The sequence below is a fragment of the Shewanella sp. 8A genome (genome assembly GCF_023475945.1).
GTDB lineage: Bacteria > Pseudomonadota > Gammaproteobacteria > Enterobacterales > Shewanellaceae > Shewanella > Shewanella xiamenensis.
Map to the genome: position 1 here is coordinate 1 of NZ_JAMDJP010000016.1, position 17,453 is coordinate 17,453.

Annotated in this window: 18 protein-coding genes; 5 read left to right on the top strand and 13 right to left on the bottom strand. The window is 51.6% G+C overall.

What is annotated here, in order from left to right:
- Nucleotides 1-424: 424 nt before the first annotated feature.
- From M0413_RS13330 to M0413_RS13340, 3 genes are read right to left on the bottom strand one after another with little or no spacing between them, the layout of a single operon-like run.
- Nucleotides 425-961 carry a hypothetical protein gene (locus M0413_RS13330; protein ID WP_003159187.1) on the bottom strand — a complete coding sequence of 179 codons (537 nt, stop codon included), beginning with the start codon at nt 959-961 and terminating at the stop codon, nt 425-427.
- Between the two features lie 11 nt (nt 962-972).
- Complete coding sequence (locus M0413_RS13335) at nt 973-1,368, bottom strand: type II toxin-antitoxin system VapC family toxin (RefSeq protein ID WP_003159186.1); 396 nt, start codon at nt 1,366-1,368, stop codon at nt 973-975.
- Nucleotides 1,365-1,616: an AbrB/MazE/SpoVT family DNA-binding domain-containing protein gene (locus tag M0413_RS13340; protein ID WP_003108276.1), complete on the bottom strand. Its 252-nt coding sequence runs from the start codon at nt 1,614-1,616 to the stop codon at nt 1,365-1,367. Before M0413_RS13340 ends, M0413_RS13335 begins: the two co-directional genes overlap by 4 nt.
- 181 nt (nt 1,617-1,797) lie before the next feature.
- Here M0413_RS13340 and M0413_RS13345 point away from each other — a divergent pair, with 181 nt between their 5' ends.
- From M0413_RS13345 to M0413_RS13365, 5 genes are all read left to right on the top strand, one after another.
- Nucleotides 1,798-2,364, top strand: coding sequence for a recombinase family protein (locus tag M0413_RS13345; protein ID WP_003159185.1), 567 nt, complete (start codon nt 1,798-1,800; stop codon nt 2,362-2,364).
- Nucleotides 2,365-2,504: 140 nt separating this feature from the next.
- Nucleotides 2,505-3,095, top strand: coding sequence for a recombinase family protein (locus M0413_RS13350; RefSeq protein ID WP_249554549.1), 591 nt, complete (start codon nt 2,505-2,507; stop codon nt 3,093-3,095).
- Between the two features lie 25 nt (nt 3,096-3,120).
- On the top strand, nt 3,121-4,761 hold the full coding sequence (locus M0413_RS13355) for an IS481 family transposase (protein ID WP_249554621.1): 1,641 nt from the start codon (nt 3,121-3,123) through the stop codon (nt 4,759-4,761).
- On the top strand, nt 4,751-5,722 hold the full coding sequence (locus M0413_RS13360) for an ExeA family protein (protein WP_249554551.1): 972 nt from the start codon (nt 4,751-4,753) through the stop codon (nt 5,720-5,722). The genes M0413_RS13355 and M0413_RS13360 overlap by 11 nt, the downstream gene beginning before the upstream one ends.
- Before the next feature lie 9 nt (nt 5,723-5,731).
- Entirely contained in the window at nt 5,732-6,073 is a 342-nt protein-coding gene (locus M0413_RS13365) for a hypothetical protein (RefSeq protein WP_249554553.1), read from the top strand.
- A 428-nt stretch (nt 6,074-6,501) separates the two neighbouring features.
- Here the strand turns inward: M0413_RS13365 and M0413_RS13375 are convergent, their stop codons facing one another.
- The 10 genes from M0413_RS13375 to M0413_RS13425 all read right to left on the bottom strand — a co-directional run bounded on the left by M0413_RS13375 (nt 6,502) and on the right by M0413_RS13425 (nt 17,401).
- The gene (locus tag M0413_RS13375) at nt 6,502-6,801 is read right to left on the bottom strand and encodes a hypothetical protein (RefSeq protein ID WP_113847824.1); all 300 of its coding nucleotides are present in this window, start codon (nt 6,799-6,801) and stop codon (nt 6,502-6,504) included.
- Entirely contained in the window at nt 6,788-10,864 is a 4,077-nt protein-coding gene (locus M0413_RS13380; protein WP_249554555.1) for an RHS repeat-associated core domain-containing protein, read from the bottom strand. Before M0413_RS13380 ends, M0413_RS13375 begins: the two co-directional genes overlap by 14 nt.
- A 259-nt stretch (nt 10,865-11,123) precedes the next feature.
- Nucleotides 11,124-11,849: a hypothetical protein gene (locus M0413_RS13385; RefSeq protein WP_249554557.1), complete on the bottom strand. Its 726-nt coding sequence runs from the start codon at nt 11,847-11,849 to the stop codon at nt 11,124-11,126.
- A gap of 113 nt (nt 11,850-11,962) precedes the next feature.
- Nucleotides 11,963-12,337, bottom strand: a complete 375-nt coding sequence (locus tag M0413_RS13390) for a hypothetical protein (RefSeq protein ID WP_113847821.1) — start codon at nt 12,335-12,337, stop codon at nt 11,963-11,965.
- Between the two features lie 246 nt (nt 12,338-12,583).
- The gene (locus tag M0413_RS13400) at nt 12,584-12,823 is read right to left on the bottom strand and encodes a hypothetical protein (protein WP_021326768.1); all 240 of its coding nucleotides are present in this window, start codon (nt 12,821-12,823) and stop codon (nt 12,584-12,586) included.
- A 72-nt stretch (nt 12,824-12,895) separates the two neighbouring features.
- A complete protein-coding gene (locus M0413_RS13405) occupies nt 12,896-13,183 on the bottom strand; it encodes a hypothetical protein (protein WP_349628459.1) in 288 nt (95 codons plus the stop codon).
- Nucleotides 13,164-14,891 (bottom strand): DUF7146 domain-containing protein, encoded by a 1,728-nt coding sequence (locus M0413_RS13410; RefSeq protein WP_249554558.1) that lies wholly within the window; start codon nt 14,889-14,891, stop codon nt 13,164-13,166. Before M0413_RS13410 ends, M0413_RS13405 begins: the two co-directional genes overlap by 20 nt.
- A 176-nt stretch (nt 14,892-15,067) precedes the next feature.
- Nucleotides 15,068-15,454, bottom strand: a complete 387-nt coding sequence (locus tag M0413_RS13415; RefSeq protein ID WP_071681614.1) for a hypothetical protein — start codon at nt 15,452-15,454, stop codon at nt 15,068-15,070.
- A gap of 462 nt (nt 15,455-15,916) precedes the next feature.
- Complete coding sequence (locus M0413_RS13420) at nt 15,917-16,768, bottom strand: NgrC (RefSeq protein WP_113620305.1); 852 nt, start codon at nt 16,766-16,768, stop codon at nt 15,917-15,919.
- Nucleotides 16,769-16,843: 75 nt separating this feature from the next.
- On the bottom strand, nt 16,844-17,401 hold the full coding sequence (locus tag M0413_RS13425) for a pyruvate dehydrogenase (RefSeq protein ID WP_249554559.1): 558 nt from the start codon (nt 17,399-17,401) through the stop codon (nt 16,844-16,846).
- Nucleotides 17,402-17,453 lie beyond the last annotated feature (52 nt).

Below are 17,453 nucleotides of genomic sequence, written 5' to 3' on the forward strand. Positions count from 1 at the left end.
CGTCCGCTGATGGCCGGCAGCAGCCCGTCGTTGCCTGATGGATCCAACCCCTCCGCTGCTATAGTGCAGTCGGCTTCTGACGTTCAGTGCAGCCGTCTTCTGAAAACGACATTTCGCATGCGAAATAAGCATTGTAACCGTCCATAAACTCGTCTACAAATCTACGTCTACAAAAGGTACGTATAATGGCACTAACGATTGCGCCAATATTTATGACCGGTCACATTTAATTGCGCAAAAAACGAGCGATTGTCGTTTTCAGAAGGCGACTGCACCAGTTCACTGGGCTGGCCGCCGTGTGTGCATAGAACTTCTGACCGGGAACGGTCAGAAGTTCTATGCACGAAGCGCCGCGAGAGATCGGAATTGCTCAGAACTCTTGTGCACGGCGCGACAAAGCCGGAACCGCCGAAAATTCCGGCGATCAACCGGCAAGCTGCTTGATGCGCTCGGCCAGGCGGCCGAAAGCCTCGTTCACGTATTCCAGCACCTTGGGTTCTGCGCCCTGCGTGCGCAGCGAGTCTTTGAAGGCTTCCAGGTCGGACAGCCATTGCCGATGCAGGCGGCCCAGCTCGTCGAGCTGAGGCCGGAAGTCTTGGAGACTGCCGCTCGCACGAAACGCCTGGTAGCCACGCTCAAGCGTGGCCGCCGTGGTCAGCAGTTGCGCGCCCATTTGCTTGTGCTGTTCGGAGAACTCGGCCATGCCGTCATAGGGCCGCGAAGCCTTGCGGCGCTCGGCTTCGGATGCCTCTTCCATGATGCGGGCGTAGCGGTAGAACCCTGGGAACTCGCGGGACAGCGCCATGAGCTGCTGATCGGATGTGCCGACCCAAATCCTGTGCAGGTCAGGCCCGTACCCCATCATGCGATTGATGATGGCATGGGCCTCGCTGACACCCTGGGCGGCAAGCTGCTGCATGTGTTGGTCGATCTTCGCGGCCAGTCGGCGGAATTCGTTCATGCTCATGTCCGTCACAAAAGGCGCGTTGATTGCCCTTGCGCCGTGAGAAGTGCCACCGCCTTCTTATCGAAGGAAACGAAGGTTTCCCCGCCAAGCCAGTTGCCTTCGTAGGCAATGACGCCATCGGCAAAGTCTCCGCCCGCGTCGAGCACCAGCAAGCCAGCCTCCACGGCAGGCCGGTTCACTTCCACATTCGCGGCGGCCAGTAGTGCCCGGATCGCGCTGGCCGCGTCGGCTTGCTGGAAGCCGTAGACACGCAGCAGCACCCAAACAAATTCGCATAGGCACGGCAGCGCGACCGCGATCAACTCGGCGTCGGTCAAGACTGCGGCGGCAACGTCCGCTTGTGCGGGATCGTCACGCACAACCGCACGCACAAGGACGTTGGTATCGACTGCGACCTTCATTGCTTACCTGCCCAGCCTTGCGCCGCCGCCTCGTTGATTTCTTCGATGGTGGCAACCTTCTGCGTCTTGCCCGCGAGCAGGCCGACAAAGCTGGCTATCGTCCCTGCGGGCCGTGCCGCCTTGAGCACGCCCCGACCGTCTGGCAACAAGTCCAGCTCGATCTTGTCGCCTGGCCTGATGCCGAGGTGTTGCAGTACGTCCTTCCGAAACGTCACTTGTCCCCGTGCGGTAACGGTCAATGTGGTCATGGTGGTTTGCCCTCGCAATCAAGGTTGATGCTTCACATAGTAATGCAAAAATGCCTTACCGTCAATGTCCGTCAAACGATCATTAGTCGGCCATGCCGGACACTGTCCAGCAAAGTTATTGCACAACGGGTTGTCGGACATTAAGATAGGCGGACGGAATGACGGACAAGAGAGGCGGCAAATGGCACTGATCGGCTATGCGCGGGTATCGACGGCGGAACAGGACACCGCCTTGCAGACGGATGCGCTACGCAAGGCAGGCTGCGAGCGCGTTTTCGAGGACACGGCTTCCGGGGCCAAGGCCGACCGCCCCGGCTTGGCTGATGCGCTGGCCTACCTGCGCGACGGCGACGTGCTGGCCGTCTGGCGGCTGGATCGGCTCGGGCGCTCTATGCCGCACCTAATCGAAACGATAGGCGCGCTGGAAGCGCGAGGCGTCGGCTTCCGTTCTCTGACGGAAGCCATCGACACCACCACGCCAGGCGGGCGGCTCATCTTCCACGTGTTCGGCGCGCTGGGCCAGTTCGAGCGCGACTTGATCCGCGAGCGCACCAAGGCCGGGTTGACTGCCGCCGCCGCTCGTGGGAGGAAGGGCGGGCGAAAGCCGGTTGTCACCGCCGACAAGTTGCAGCGAGCGCGGGAGCACATCGCCAACGGGCTTAATGTCCGAGAGGCCGCTACACGGCTCAAGGTGAGCAAGACGGCCCTGTACACCGCGCTGCAATCCACCAGTGCAGCCGACTCCTGATATTCCGTGCAGTCGTCTTCTGAAAATGACAGTAACTCTGAACAAAATGCGCCAAAAACCGTCCAGATAACTGGTTGATGAAATCAGCGTTCAGAACCATACTCTTTCACTCCATTAAATGAACGATTCAGGGTTATTTGATGATTTTTGGGTACTGTCGGATCAGCACCAAAGGGCAAAGTTTTGACCTGCAGGAAGACGCACTTAAAAACGCCGGTTGTGAACGTGTTTTTAAAGATGTCGCTTCCGGCGCTAAAACCAAAAGACCTGGCCTTGATGATTTGCTTGGCCAGCTCAGAGCTGGCGATATTATCGTTGTATACAAGCTGGATCGGCTCGGACGGTCGTTACAGCATTTGGTTCATCTGATGAACCAGCTGACTGAACGGCAGATTGGGCTTCGCAGCCTTAACGACCCAGTGGACACCACCACACCGCAAGGCCGCCTTATCACGAATGTGTTTGCCTCCATTGCAGAATTTGAACGGGACTTAATCAGGGAGCGTACGAAAGCAGGCTTGGCTTCGGCTCGGGCACGAGGACGTAATGGCGGGCGTCCACCTGGACTTAGCAAAGAAGCCCAAAATGTGGCCATTGCGGCTGAAGCGTTGTATAAGCAAGGCAGCCTCAGCGCACAGCAAATTGCGGCACAACTCAGTATTTCCAAGACCACTCTTTATAAGTACTTGCGACTTCAGGGAGTTGGTATTGGCAGTGTTGGTCTCAGGTGATGCCATGAACTCTGCGAAGCGTGGCATTGCACAGGAAGTTTTGATTGATCTCTACCACCGACTGGAAGGCTTACCGCCGCGCAGCGCTCAACGACGTGACATCATCGCACAGGCCACAGCCCTCTACGGCATTTCAGAAAGTTCCTTGTACCGACACTTACGCAATTTGTACCAGCCAAAATCCATCCGCCGCAGTGATGCGGGTAAACCCAGAGCGATTCCGCAGGCTGAACTGGAACAGTATTGTGAAATTATTGCAGCGCTGAAAATTCGAACGATGAATAAAAATGGCCGTCATCTTTCAACAGCCAATGCGATTGCGCTGCTGGAGCGCACAGGTGTCGGCTCGGATTATGGGTTCATTAAAGTGCCGGTTGGACGCCTGAACAAAGCGACCGTGAACCGCTACCTACAGCAATGGGGTTTTAATCCGAAACAAGTACTTAGAGATACGCCAGCCGTCCGGTTCCAAGCTACATATAGCAATGAATGCTGGCAATTCGATCTCAGCCCATCTGATCTCAAGCATGTGCAGGAACCACTTTGGTTTGATCCACAAAAAGGCAGGCCGCTACTGATGCTCTACAGCGTGGTCGATGACCGCAGCGGGGTTTGCTATCAGGAATATCGGAACGTCTATGGCGAGGATACGCCAGCGGCCTTACTGTTTTTGTTCAATGCCATGAGTGCGAAGTCTGACAGCGAGTTTCCATTCCGTGGTATCCCGAAAACCATCTATCTGGATAATGGTCCCATCGCTAAAAGCCGTGTATTTCGCAATGTCATGGTATTTTTGGGCGTTGAGCTGAAAGTCCATGAACCTGCAAGCGCCACTGACAGGCGCAAAACTGCCCGTTCAAAAGGCAAAGTCGAGCGAGCCTTTCGGACAGTCAAAGAATGCCATGAAGTGCTCTATCACCTGCGGGAACCCAAAAATGAGGTCGAAGCCAATGACATGCTGCGGGAATACCTAAAGCAATATAACGACCACTCGCACCGTTTAGAGACTCATTCCCGCATGGAGGACTGGCAACTCAATATTCCGCCTTCTGGTATTCAAAGCATGTGCAGCTGGGAGCGATTTTGTGCATTTGCCAGAGAACCGGAGCAACGTACTGTCGGCATTGATGCCAGGATCAGCGTCGATGGCACCGTTTATGAAATCAGTCCGGAACTTGCCGGTGAACGGGTTGTACTCTGGTGGGGGCTGTTTGACGACGAACTATTTGTTGAACATGAAGGCAAGCGGTACGGGGCATATCTTCCAGTCAGCGGTCCTATTCCTCTCTACCGGTACCGGAAATTTAAAAAGACGCAGGCCGAGAAGAAATTAGACAAGTTAGAAACTCTGGCGAAATCGCTGAGCTTGCGGGATGTTGGGGACGAGCAGAATGTGGCCATCCTCAAGACGATACTTAAAACCGTGAATGTTATTGCGGACACACCGTTTGCAGATCCTGATCCTTATAACGACCTGAGCTACCGAAGTGTACTCAAAGCAAAGCTCGCCATCGCAGACTATCTCGGTAAGCCACTGGCATTGTTAAACCAATCAGATCGAGACTTTATAGATGCCATTTTGGATGAAACATTGGAAAAATCCGCTGTAATGGCACGACTGAAATCGTACTTCCATCCAAAAGGAGATAGCACTCATGCAACTTGAAGTCATGGAGCACTACGGCATTATTAAGTATTTTCGGGACGCCGACTATTTCGAAACCGATCATCAGCGACGAATTTTCAACCAGCTGAAAAAAGTGATCCCTGAGGGGCAACTGATTGCGTTATCCGGTGTGGTCGGCAGCGGCAAAACCACAACATTGTCACGACTGCAAGACTTACTGGCGAAAGAAAAAAAAGTCATCGTTGCAAAATCGCTGTCTGTTGAGAAAACAAAGACCAACCTTGGGACCCTTATCACCGCTCTGTTTTATGATGTCAGCGGCGATAAAGACTATCGGGTACCAAAACTCGGCGAGAAACGGGAACGTGAACTACGCGACTTAATTCAGGATGTCAAAAAGCCAGTGGTGCTGTTAGTGGACGAAGCCCATGATTTGCATCATCGTACGCTGACAGGATTAAAGCGCTTGATGGAAGTGATCAGAGATGGCGGCGGCAAACTGTCCATTATTCTAGCTGGTCATCCGAAGTTAAAAAATGACTTAAAAGGCCCAACGATGGAAGAAGTAGGTTATAGGACAATTGTCGTGTCACTGGATGCTATTCAGGGAAATTTACGAGAGTACGTGTACTGGTTGCTGGACAATTGTACGGATGATAAAACCAAACCCACAGATGTTATTGAAGAGCAGGCAATCGAATACCTGGTAGAGCGGTTGACGACACCATTGCAGATTGAGCAGCACTTATCACTAGCCTTGGAAGAGGGTTTTAATGTGGGTGTGAAACCGATCACGGTTGACGTATTGGATTTAACCCTGTCCCGACGCATCAATGATATAGAACCACGCCTGATCCGGCATGGTTACAGCGAAAAGGTACTGGTAGACCAGTTTCATTACAAACCTGCTGAGCTTCGGAAATTTTTTAAAGGCGAGCTGGATGCAAATCGGGTTAAAGAAATTACGCAGGACTTAAGGGAAGCTGGCTTGCCCATTTAAAGGAACTTTATGTCTGAAAAAATACAGTGGCAGCCGATTAGCATGCTGCCTTTACTTGTTCAAATGGTTGAGGAAGTACACCGCAGTACCCAACTTCAGACGCTCAACCTGGAGAAAGCAAAGGGTAATCCATTTCTGCTGTCGGTCAGTGAACTAATCAGAACGGAAAGAGCTTATCAGCAACAGCTGGATTCGCTGAGTTTATTTCAGCAGCAATGTGAGCGGTGGCTTGCAGAAGATATTCAACCAGAAAACGAAGTGATGGTCATGGATACGCTGGAGAGGCTGTTTGAAATGGACATTATGACGAAAACCGTACTGGCGCAACTCAAGTCATTTGTTGGTACCTAATGTGAGCCGAGCCTGATGAATTCAAGCCAGATAGTGTTACAGCAGATCTCATTGGCACTGATTGTGAGCCGAGCATTTTGCTTATTATCAGTTAATCTGAGTCGGGAAAACAGGATGTAATCAAGTCAGAGAGATTATGTTTGCGAGCCACTACAAGTATGTATGCGTCCACCTCACTGGTCGGTAATGTCGCGGCGTAGGCTGACGAGCATGATGCGGCTGCGACCATTATCAAAGCTATTACTTTCTTATTCTTCATTTCTCTGAAATTCCCCTTTTTGAATATGGAGCCACAGCTCTTTTGTGCCAAGCATAATACTATTGATTTCCAAAAGTATCTCTCCCTACTGCCATATATGATGGCTCACACTCCAAACCACTTGGCCGCTGGTGTCGGTTAGCCATAACCGGCACCAGCATCACCCGCCTTATGTTCCGGAGAAGAATCTCATCACTTCCGCTGGGTAATGGAATAGGTGCCCTCCTTTATCGAAGAAAAGAAACCATACAGAGAAAGATATAGCAAAGACTCCTACGCCAACAATCTCAAAAACATTTCTACCAATACGATGAATGTCAGTTCCTTTGTCATACTTTATCTTCTTATGCTTTATTACCCCTGCGATTCCTACGTAAATAAAATTAACCCCAAGAGGGATAAGAATCACAACAACTCCAGTGAAGTAAGCTGTATAAAGAAAGAAATCTACCCAGTTATTGATTTCCAAAAGCTGTGCCTCCTGCGGCACCAATTGCCGCTCCATGATTACCATAATTAAAAACCACTCTTGTCGTTAAGGGTTCACCGATGACGTTTGGTGTCCTCAATATGTTTTTCCCAATAGCTCCACCTCCGTAACCTAGCAAACCTCCGCCGCCTCCAAGCAAAGCGCTACGAAATATCTCGCTAACATCTATTGTCGATACCCCGCCATCGCATTTTTCTTTCGTTGTATCAGTAATCTGACTGTATGTGTTTTGTATTGCTCCTGCTGTCGCTCCAAATATAACAGCGCGAAGAGGAGTGCTTCCGAAACCTCCAATAGCACCCGTAGCGCCAGCCACAAGAAGACGCCCCGCATCAAAAGCACCTGTTTGATATTGCCGGTATCCTTCAAATCCCATATTTATGATTGCCCCAATAACTTGGGGAACCCACAACCCAGTTGGGTCTGTGTAAATAGCCGGGTTGCTCAGCGCATAGGCATAGGTGTTAATCCCACCTGCAAGTCCAATCGGATCACTGGTGATGTACCGCCCGGTATTCGGGTCGTAGTAACGCCGCCAGTTGTAGTGGAGCCCGGTCTCCTCGTCGTAATACTGCCCTGGGAACCGCAGGTTGAAGGTTGGCCCCTGGGTGGTGATGCTGGCCTTACCGAACGGGCTGTAGCTCGCCTTCCAAACCACTTGGCCGCTGACGTCGGTCAGTGCCTTCGGGGTGCCCAGGTGATCGACGTGGACTTGGTAGGTCTGTCCTGACTGAACAAAGCCCAAGGGAGTGCCATCGAGCCAGATATACTCCGCCAGCACGTCTCCAGTGGCCGCGTCCAGCTCCTCGATGAGGTTTCCTGCCAGGTCGTAAACGAACAGACGGATACTGCCATTCGCGGTCTTTGTTACACGCTGATCCAGATGGTTGTAGGTGTAGCTTGCAGTCACTCCTGCGACCGTTGCGTCCACCAGCCGGTTCTGGCTGTCATAGGTGAAGGTATCCGTCCCCTGCTTAGTCAGGTTGCCATTGGCGTCATAGCTTCTGGAGGTTTGCCCGGCCTTCACCAACCAGTTGTTCATGTAGTTGATGGTGTAGCTTTGGCTCAGGCCATCGGTCGTGATCGAGGTCCTGTTGCCGGTGGCGTCATAGCCATAGCCCAAAACGCCATAGAGCCCATCAGCAGAGGTTATGCGGCCAACCGCGTCATAACCGAGCGACTGATTGACTGATGAGCTGAGGTGGTCGTCTATGGCTGAAATCAACGAGTCTGGCGTGTACCGATAGACCAGCGAATGCACCCTGGTAGCGTCGATGCCGGTGACTCGGTAATTGAGATCCAAAGAGCGACTTTCTGAAATGCCGTTCCCTCTGACCATACTGGTGACGGGGCCAAAGGGCGCTCGCTCGATCTGGCTTGCCAGGCTTGTTGTTGTGCCTGCTTGTGTAGTTGCCACCTCGATGACGTCACCGGCTAAATCACGGTTGTAGGAAACCTCACGACCACTGGGATACGTGATCTTCGTGATGAGGCCTGCACCATCGTATTGGTACTGGGTAGTAAGGCTCTGCCCGTGGGTTTCCCAGGTCTCGTAAGCCAGCCATCCTTCGGGTGTATAGCCATATCTCCGGACACCGTTGCCATCATCGACTGAGGTCAAGCGGCCTATGCCGTATGGTGAGGTTGATTCGTCATACCCGTACAGAATTGGCGATTCGCCAGCGACATCGGTGGAGGTCTCGATGATCCGGTTCAGCGCGTCATAGCTGTAGCTTGTGGTTTGTCCCTTGGCCGTCTTGCGCGTTGCCACATTACCGGCTTCGTCATAGGTAATGTCGGTGGTGCCAGTGTCCGGGCTCCGGACTTGAGTCACTTCGCCAAAGCCGTTGTAGCTGTAGTAGGTCAGGCGCGAACGAGGGTCGGAGACACGGTAAACATCGCCGGTATCCTTGTAGAGCACCTGCGTGACCTTCCCGAGGGGATCGGTCGTTTGTGTACGGTGATGGAAGCCGTCGTACTTGTAGGAGTGTGTGTTACCAGATGGACTGGTCTCCTGTATCAGGTTTGCCACCACATCGTAGGAAAACGATGACTGATTGCTATAGGCATCGGAGACACTGGAGAGCCAGCCGATTTCGTTGAAGATCCGGCGCTCTATCCAACGGGTCTGGCCCAGCGCATCGAGCAGTCGCTCTTCTACTGGGTTCCCGAGGTCATTGAGCTCAAGCTCGCGCCGGTTGCCCTGTGCATCTGTTTCCGCCACCAGCCGATGTGCAGCGTCGTACTCATAGCTGACGGTTGCACCATTTGGCTTGGTCAGCGAACTCAGGAGGCCCACAGCATCATAGTTGTAGACCGTGGTTCCTTCTGGTCCAGTGGAGCTGACAAGTCTTCCTCTGGCGTCATAAGTGAGGGTCTGGGTTACACCGTTGACACCCTGAATGGTCCCGGCGCGACCGTTCGCGTCGTAGTCACCAAACTGCGTCACCTGCCCCAGCGCGTTCGTTGTCCGGATCAGGTTGCCCTGGTCATCGTAGTCAAATGTCGTCACATCGCTGACGTCGGTGCGCGGACCATCAACCGAGGCCAACAGGCTCGGCTTTCCTGTACCAACAGGGGCATAGGTGTACGTCCATGTCCGGGAAGCGCCTGAGCTGCGATCAGTGACCTTGCGACTTATCACCCGAAGATGAGTGTCGTAGGTGAGCTCAGTGATTCTGGTTGGTTCTGTGATTTTTTCCGGGAGCGACTTGGAAGGAAGCCAGTCGGTCGTAACCTTGCCCCCGTCCTGGTCTATTTGGGTGGTTTCCAATCCCCGGTCGTTATGGGTGAACGTGCGCTTCTGCCCAGCGCGGTCAGTAATACTGGAGACGAGACCTTTGCTGTCGTAGACGTAGGTTTCCTTGCCTCCCACAAAGCCGGTACACGGCGCACCCTCAACAACATCAGGCTTGAGCATCCCATTGTGACGGCTGTAGGTGTATCGCTGTACGTGGCCGAGTGCATTGGTGACAGAGGCGCTTCCGTCAGCGTTGTAGCTTACCTGAGTTTTCTCTGCGCCCCCGGCGTGTTCGCTTAGAACCGCCCTCCCCTGAGCATCATATCCCCATGTGGCAAAACGGTTGCCGTTCTCGTCCACCAGCCCAGAGAGCAAACCTGGTGCATTCGGGTCATCGTAGAGATAGCTGCGGCTCGTATTGTCCTGGTAGATCACTTCCGCCAGCTTGCCAGCGCTATTGTACTGGTACTGAAAACTGCCACCAGCAGGATCGGTGACACTGACCATGCGACCATCTTGATACTGGAACTGGATGGTGCGGCCAAAGCCGTCAGTGATCGAGGATAGCTCTCCGTTCAAATAGCTCAGGGTGATGTGATTGCCATTGGGCTTCTCGATGCCGGTCAGTCGTCCGGTTTCATCATAGGCCTCAACTACCCCGTCAGATTGGGTGTAGCGCCAGCCGGTTGCCTCCTTCGTCAAGGTATCATCGGTTTTCCAAGTTGGCACCCAGACAGAGGACGAGTTGTAGAAGGCGAGTTCCTGCCCTTCTGGCCGGTGCAGGACAACCATGTTCTCACCGTACTTCGAGGCGTTGACCTCGACGCTCCGCGAGTAGGTATGCCGCCAGCCGCCGAGCTCTTCATCAGGAGGGTGGCTATTGTAGTATCTGGTGAATGTGAAAGGGTCGGAGCCTCCGCTTTGATAATCCAGTTCAGCCTGGAACTTATTGCCGGTGCCAAGATGGATAAGGTTCCCTACACACATGGTCGTTGTTGGTAAGCCGAGATCCCTGTCCAGGAGCGGTGTTTTATCCATCTCACCCGGCAAAACGTAGGTTGAGCGCCAGTAGACCGTAGCTGGGTCGCCAGTGCAGGTAGTGGGGTCATAATCGCCAGTAGCGCCTAGATACTTAAAACAGATCCTGGAGACATAACGGCCATCACCGTAACTGGCAACCGGATAAAGCGTATCCCCAACGGGCGTTCCCTTCCCTTGCTCCTCACCAGAGCGATAATTCTTCATGAAGGAATGCGCGTCTATGATGGTATTGAAGCGCATTTTGTCTACTTCGGTGCTCACGGCTACAACCCGCCATTGTGCAAAAGCAACGCACGGCAAAGTTGCGAGCACCACAACGGCCAATGACCGCAGGTTTCGCATCAGTAAAAGGGAAGGTCTCGATCTCATTTACAGCTCCAGTTTTTATGCTGGAGCTATTTTCAGGTAGGAGAGTCGTTATCAACGACTGCGTTTTTGCCCTTTTAGGGTATGAATACGTGATTTGGAGAGGTTGTGTATTCAGAACAAATGAGAAGCAGGTTAAGACTCACCAAACAGGTTACTCATTTCGCTCAAACACCGTGACAAGAACACGTTTTTGGTTGTCGTCGTTGATCACCATCAGGTACTTGAACTTGGAATCTCTATGGCCCCAGACTTCCACGTTATCTACGCGGCCATACTTTCTGGCTTTATGGCGAGCCACTTTCTCGTCAAAGGGCTGAACCTGTAACTCTGGATGCAGGAGGCGGCCAACAAGTGAGGCCCACGGTTTTTTAGGGTCTCCAGAGGTTATCCGGGCCTGATACTGATCGATGGCATGTTGAGTAACCAGGACGGGGCCAATGGCCGGTGTAGATATTTCGTCATGAGTCTGGGTATAGGCTTGCTTGTCCACATCGAGGAGCTCAATGTTGCCCTCTCCCGGCTCATCCATAAACTCCATGCTCTGCGAGACTTCAATAGTAGCGCCCTTTAAACGCCCAGTGAGGCAAGCCGCAAACTTGAAAGCAAAAGCCTTGGTGGATTTGCCCAGCGCCAACTTCCTGATCGCACCTTTGGATACCACCAGCTTGTAACCAGCACCAGCACCTGGCTCTCTGCAAAAAACCTGTTTGTCCAGCGCCAGATAGCGAATGGCTACGAGCTCAGCCAAAAGATCCGCTTCTTCGTGGTCAAAATCAATATGGACATCAAGGATGCCTTTCCGTTTTGTACCAACGCGCCAGAATACAAGGGCTGAATTATTTGAAGTTTTCTTCGAGACGGTAGTCAATGTCATCATGGTCTATTTCTCCATTGTCGGGATAATGGTCGGCATCGCCGCCAGCACCCCTATTCGTTTGGGTTCATTTAGATGCTATCACGGGTTTTAAAAATGCAACCCCTAGTGTCACTCTATTTATGGTCCCATGTATTTTTATAAGCTCGGGCTAGGCGTTTCTCGATCACTTCTGACAAACTGCAACCATCGACTTCTGACAACCGCTTCAAAATCCTGTGGGCGTTATCGCTTATAGTTATGCTTTTACCAACACCATATCCCCTTCTGCGACGTTGCCTAATAGATGTCCCGAGCTTATTAATTTGCTCTGCTGTCAGATATTTATTAATCCATTCGGTGAGTTCTGAGGGTGAGCGTCCTATGCTATTCAGACTATTCACAGCTTCAAGTTTCTTATCAAAGGGAACGTCACGCCAAAACGCTGGACGTGAAGCGGCTCTGAGGAGGTATATTGACGTCGAATGAGCGTCTTCATTGGATACTTTCAAAAAATCACCTTTTCCGTTACATGTCACACTTACCTTATCGTGACATGTAACACCTCAAACTTCAAGTATAAAAAAAGGCCAGCTATTGCTGGCCTTTTCGTTCATTTTCGCAGTTATTCTTTAGGCGTTGTGATGCTTTTTTTCTTTCTGTTTCTCATGGTAGAGATACAGACTGCCGCCAGTGACGACAGTGAAAAATAAAAGCAACCCTAACATACCTAATGTGAAAGCGTCCATTTGACCCCCTTAGGAATTGCTGACCTTGGTTAAGATTATACCATAGATCCACAGGATAACCCCAACAAACAACACTAAACCGGCTTCTTTGACGGTAATAGTGTCCCCAGATACAGCCAATCCTACAATACCAACACCGATGGCTGTTACGGCGACCTTACGCAGGTCTTCACCGATAGCTCCCAGAGTCTTCTTGTCAGGAGAGAAAAGACGCACAAACCACGTCTTAATACGCAAAAACTTTTTCATAATTACCTCCACAGTTGAAGAGGAGGCGAATCATGCCCGAGAGGGCATGAACACCCCCTCAGGGTTAAAGTTTTAAGCAGACAAAGCCGATGGCGGCTTTGCCTTGTTCATTTTCATTGAGTTAATGATCTTAGTCGCTTCGTCAGCAAAAGGACCAGTAACTTGGATGGACTCCCTTCTTGCGAAAGAAGCCGTCACCATCATTCTCTGGCAGTGCATCAGATTACGATACCGAGACCGCATAAGCTCAATGTAAACCGCAGAGTCACCCTCCCACCCCTCAGGGGGTGAGAAGGAGCACACTTCGTCGTTACCAGGCGTGGTATCAACCTTTGAGACATCAATGACGGGCATACTCATCTCTCCTTCTCGCAATAAAATCGCGCAGGTAGCGAGCATTTGGAAAGCCGAGGCTTCCCTGACTCATCAGGACATCGTTCCAGTCAATCCCTTTCGCTCTGGGCGGGATAGGGAGCTTAGGCAGCAGGATGTACACACGAATGCCGCGCTTCTCCAGCTTGGCTTTCAGCACATTCGCTGACTTCTCACCAGTCACAGACTTATCTTTGTCAGCCCAGATCAGTACGGTGTGAACACCTTCCGGAACCTCGAAGGACTCCATCAGGGTCGCATTGACCGTTGACCAAACCGGGATTTGAGTGACTCGATAAGCGGATAGAGCTGTTTCCAACCCTTCTGCAACACCCAGGATACCCTCAGTCGGTTCACCAAGGCGGATGGCCGCACCATTGACATCCAAACCTTCCGGAATGGGCATCATTTTCTTGGCGTTGCCGACCTTAGCTTTCTTACCGTTTGGGGTGAGATAGGTGCGGTGGAGCGTTACCAGATTGCCTTCCACATCTCGGATAGCGCAGACGATAGCCGGGAACTTCCCAACTTCATTGCCATCTTCGTCGTAGTAGGCCATAGCCGGATTGAACCGCAGACAGTCTGTTTTTTCTACTTCATCGACCTTGAACAGAAGCTCACGGTTTTTGAAGTACAGACGCATTGGCTCAGTCACATGACTGGAGAACGGTAAACACTCGTTCCATACCTTCTCGATTTTCTCACGGAGACGAGCACTGTAAGCGCGTTCGCGCTCCATTCTCTTCTCCATTTCCTCTTGGAGCTCAAGCAGCCAAGGCTTGGGTTGTTCACGAAACATCGGAACAACTTTCGGCTTGTCTTCACTGCTTTGCGCTTCCGGTTGTGCTGCCGCAGATTGTGCTTGCGGTGCCGGAGTTGCTACCGTGTGATTGACCACAGGGGCCGTCTCAACATAGTGACTCACCGGTTCAACACCACCGTTTGAACGAGCGCGGAACTGCGTTACCGTAGCGCCACGACGTTCGACCAACCAAGTGTTGCGGTGCGTTTGCATAGGTTGTTCTCTCACAACATTCCCCTGATCGTCTTTAACTTCAACGACGACAGTTACAGGCTCGCGCCCGAGGTTTGTCATGATGATCTCATCCCCATACTTGGCTTCGCTTTCACCAATGGCTCTTTCAAGATCCACACCCCAAACGGTGCGTTCCAAGCCACTCTTGTCACGGATGAAGGCAAAGTAGCTAAGCTCATTGTCTTCGTTATGCTCGTAGGGAGCTTTACCGTGGGCGATCAGAGTACCGGCAATGGATTTCTTGCGATTCTTGGAATCGAGAACCTTGTTGTTTACCTTCATAGGCTCTTGCTGAACAGGCGCTTTGGCCTGGGCAGGAGCTCGTGACGGTGCAGCAGATTGTTGATACTGGGGTTGCTCTTTCTCAACTCCCAGGTAATCACCAACCTCGCTTAGGCACTGCTTAAAGTCCCAATTATTGAGCCACATGAGCAACTCAAAACCATCATGATTAGCACCGCATGTGTTGCATACGCCGCCACCAGTCAGGTGGGCATCCTTGAACAGTCGGAAGCCATCTTTCCCGCCGTGGATAGGGCAAGAAACATGACGACCTGGTTTACGGAGAGCTGGTTCAAGATGGGGCGCTAGGGCCGCCAGGATGAATAGCCAGTTTCCGTTAGCCGCTTCACGAACGGTGTCAGCTTTGTAGTAAGACATAGGTTTTCTCCTTAGCGTGAACCCCAGCATCGAGGCTTCCTTAACCCCCCGTTGACAGGGTTTTAAGGAAACCCCGACACTGAGAGGATGTGCCAAGGAGGCTCCCCAGCCGGGGAGAACTCCCCGGCAAGGGGTTTAAAAGATCGCCCCCGAAACGGAGGCGAATTTTGTGAATATCACAAGCACAAATGGGTGCCCTCTTCCGAGGCCATCATGACTGTGACATCTGCGGTTACAGGATCTGACTTAATCACAACCTCAGTGGGTTTGAAAAAGCCATCTACAGTAGGCATGGGGTAGTAAAGACGAATCTTTCCCCAGTTCTTGTTGTCGGTAAAAGCGACCTTTGTTTGAGCAACACAAAGCTGCAAAAACATGAAAAGGAAGTCTTCTACTGAGTGTTTACCATCTGCACCAAATACACCATCGACAATTGCCGGGGTCACTGCCACATTCGTCAGGAAACCAGCTTGCTTACCGATGGAAGATTGGTCCACCAGCAGTCCATCATTGATGGCTTGTTGACGGATTTGGGCGATGTCCAATTTAGCTAATTGGTTCATAAGGTGTACTCCAAAGTTAATGGGCACACCAACCCCGTGCGGGGAAGTGTACCCGCATGGGTTATTGAAAGGTCACGGCCAAAGCCGAGCTTTAAGGTTCCGAATTTTACGCTGGCAAGATGCGCCAAAGAACGGTCGGGGGAAACGAGTCAGCGACACGCTTCACATTCACGTAAAGAGTGTCTGTAAAGACACGCTCTAAGCGACGACCACCTTGACGATAAACCAGCTTAAAATTTTGGAATTTGCTATTCATGGATACCTCCAGAAAAAACGGGAGGTATCTCCAGCAGGAGATAAACTCCCGCAGGGATTAGTAAATTAACGTTAATTTGCTGTTTGTTTTTGGCGACCAGCTATCGCACGTTTTCGCTCTCCGGAGAGAACAAAATCTGCTTACTGATGGCTTTACCATGAGTAAGAAGACTTGGAAAGTAAAGCAGGGGTTTCCCCCTGCCTTGGTTATGCCGCTTTGAGGTGGCGAGAGAAGAAGTCCCTGGTTTGCTGGATAGCAGCCCGGAGAAGTTCTCGTCTGTAACCAGCGTAACTCTTGTCATCACTGGCAACGGTCAAACCGTGCAGACTATCTTCACCCAGAACTATCTCGTTTTCACGAGAGAGTACCTCAACTCGTAGGCCAAGAACTCGCTCTTTCCCTTCCAGAATGGAGCAAATTGTTTGGTCTCGTACTTCGTCATCCCAGTGGCCCATATCGAAATCCCGCTCAGGGAGTTCAGTCACACGCACCAGGTAGTTTTCAGTGGTCCGTTCCCAAACCACCTCTTCTTCGCATGGAGATGCCTCTATCAGCGAGTATCCGTCGGATTCGAGCTTCTTGGAAATGCTTTTCACATCATCCGCCAGCTCCAACACAAAACGATCCCAGATGTCTTGCCAACGCTCGATCATATCCTGGTTAATCGCTTCAATGCCGGTTCCTAGCATGGTGTCATCATCAGGGAAGATCCCTGTAAAGTCCACGTTGTCGTCGATGTTCATGCAGTTCCAGTGGCTGTAGTGATGCCCATAACTGTTCCGGGTAATGGACAAGTCACAGGAACCATACTCACGGAGGACAAAAAGCATATTCTCAATGTCTTTCTGTGCCATCAGGTTCTTCACGCGACTGACAGCATCTACTTGGCCGAGCTCAGTGCTGAATAGGCGCTTCATGAGTGCTTTTACGTCATCAACGCCCAAGTCTCCATAGAACGCCATTCCATCGCCCTGGCAGTACCCGAGACTGTACTCAATTTTCAGATCATCCGGGTATCCGCACTTAACCAGTTCGTTTTGAAAATGCTGTTTAATCATTGGTATCTCCTTAGTTTCAGAGGGAGACACCACCCCCGCAGGGACTAATGTCCCCCGTGGGGTTAATATTTGGGTTTAAGAAGCCTTGCGGCTTAATTCAGCATCGAATCGAGGTCCTTTGATAACCGCAGTTTTCATAACCTCGAAGTTTCTTGGGTAACGCAGCTTTGAAACTGCGCCAGCACGGATGTCGGCAGCCTCACTTGGAGATACAAGCCTAAACCCTTCGCTAGTTTCAGCGTAGAACCAACCGGCGTAACGCTCATAGGCATACTGCTGGTATTGTTCAGTCGCTATGTTCTTCTGGATCGCCTCATTTAACGCCTCAACAACACTGTCATCTTTCGTGATGATGTTGAAAACATGAGAGACCGTAAGAAAGTTCCCAAAGAAACAAGCTGCTCCCAGCCAAGGCTGGAATATCTTATCATTGCGCCCCGTCTTAATCAGGGGTTCAAACGGATAATAACGGTAGCAGTGATACTGCTCAAACATTGGATCAAGAACGTTGTTGCCGAGAACATCCAGCAAAGTCTGAATGTTATCGGGGTCTTGGCCTGCCCACTTACTCCCGTTGCTGAGAATCAGTGTCTTGCCGTCAGTACGTTCCAGAGCTTGTTCAAAGTTAGACATAGTGCATTCCTTATAGTTAGGACGCACCACACCCTCTCGGGATGATGCGCCC

Excerpts from the sequence above, each read along its gene's own strand:
- M0413_RS13360 (WP_249554551.1), top strand. The coding sequence starts at position 4,751 with ATGCAACTTGAAGTCATGGAGCACTACGGCATTATTAAGTATTTTCGG.
- M0413_RS13420 (WP_113620305.1), bottom strand. The coding sequence starts at position 16,768 with ATGATTAAACAGCATTTTCAAAACGAACTGGTTAAGTGCGGATACCCG.
- M0413_RS13400 (WP_021326768.1), bottom strand. The coding sequence starts at position 12,823 with ATGAAAAAGTTTTTGCGTATTAAGACGTGGTTTGTGCGTCTTTTCTCT.
- M0413_RS13410 (WP_249554558.1), bottom strand. The coding sequence starts at position 14,891 with ATGTCTTACTACAAAGCTGACACCGTTCGTGAAGCGGCTAACGGAAAC.
- M0413_RS13385 (WP_249554557.1), bottom strand. The coding sequence starts at position 11,849 with ATGATGACATTGACTACCGTCTCGAAGAAAACTTCAAATAATTCAGCC.
- M0413_RS13335 (WP_003159186.1), bottom strand. The coding sequence starts at position 1,368 with ATGAAGGTCGCAGTCGATACCAACGTCCTTGTGCGTGCGGTTGTGCGT.
- M0413_RS13330 (WP_003159187.1), bottom strand. The coding sequence starts at position 961 with ATGAACGAATTCCGCCGACTGGCCGCGAAGATCGACCAACACATGCAG.
- M0413_RS13405 (WP_349628459.1), bottom strand. The coding sequence starts at position 13,183 with ATGAGTATGCCCGTCATTGATGTCTCAAAGGTTGATACCACGCCTGGT.
- M0413_RS13350 (WP_249554549.1), top strand. The coding sequence starts at position 2,505 with ATGATTTTTGGGTACTGTCGGATCAGCACCAAAGGGCAAAGTTTTGAC.
- M0413_RS13340 (WP_003108276.1), bottom strand. The coding sequence starts at position 1,616 with ATGACCACATTGACCGTTACCGCACGGGGACAAGTGACGTTTCGGAAG.
- M0413_RS13415 (WP_071681614.1), bottom strand. The coding sequence starts at position 15,454 with ATGAACCAATTAGCTAAATTGGACATCGCCCAAATCCGTCAACAAGCC.
- M0413_RS13345 (WP_003159185.1), top strand. The coding sequence starts at position 1,798 with ATGGCACTGATCGGCTATGCGCGGGTATCGACGGCGGAACAGGACACC.
- M0413_RS13425 (WP_249554559.1), bottom strand. The coding sequence starts at position 17,401 with ATGTCTAACTTTGAACAAGCTCTGGAACGTACTGACGGCAAGACACTG.
- M0413_RS13365 (WP_249554553.1), top strand. The coding sequence starts at position 5,732 with ATGTCTGAAAAAATACAGTGGCAGCCGATTAGCATGCTGCCTTTACTT.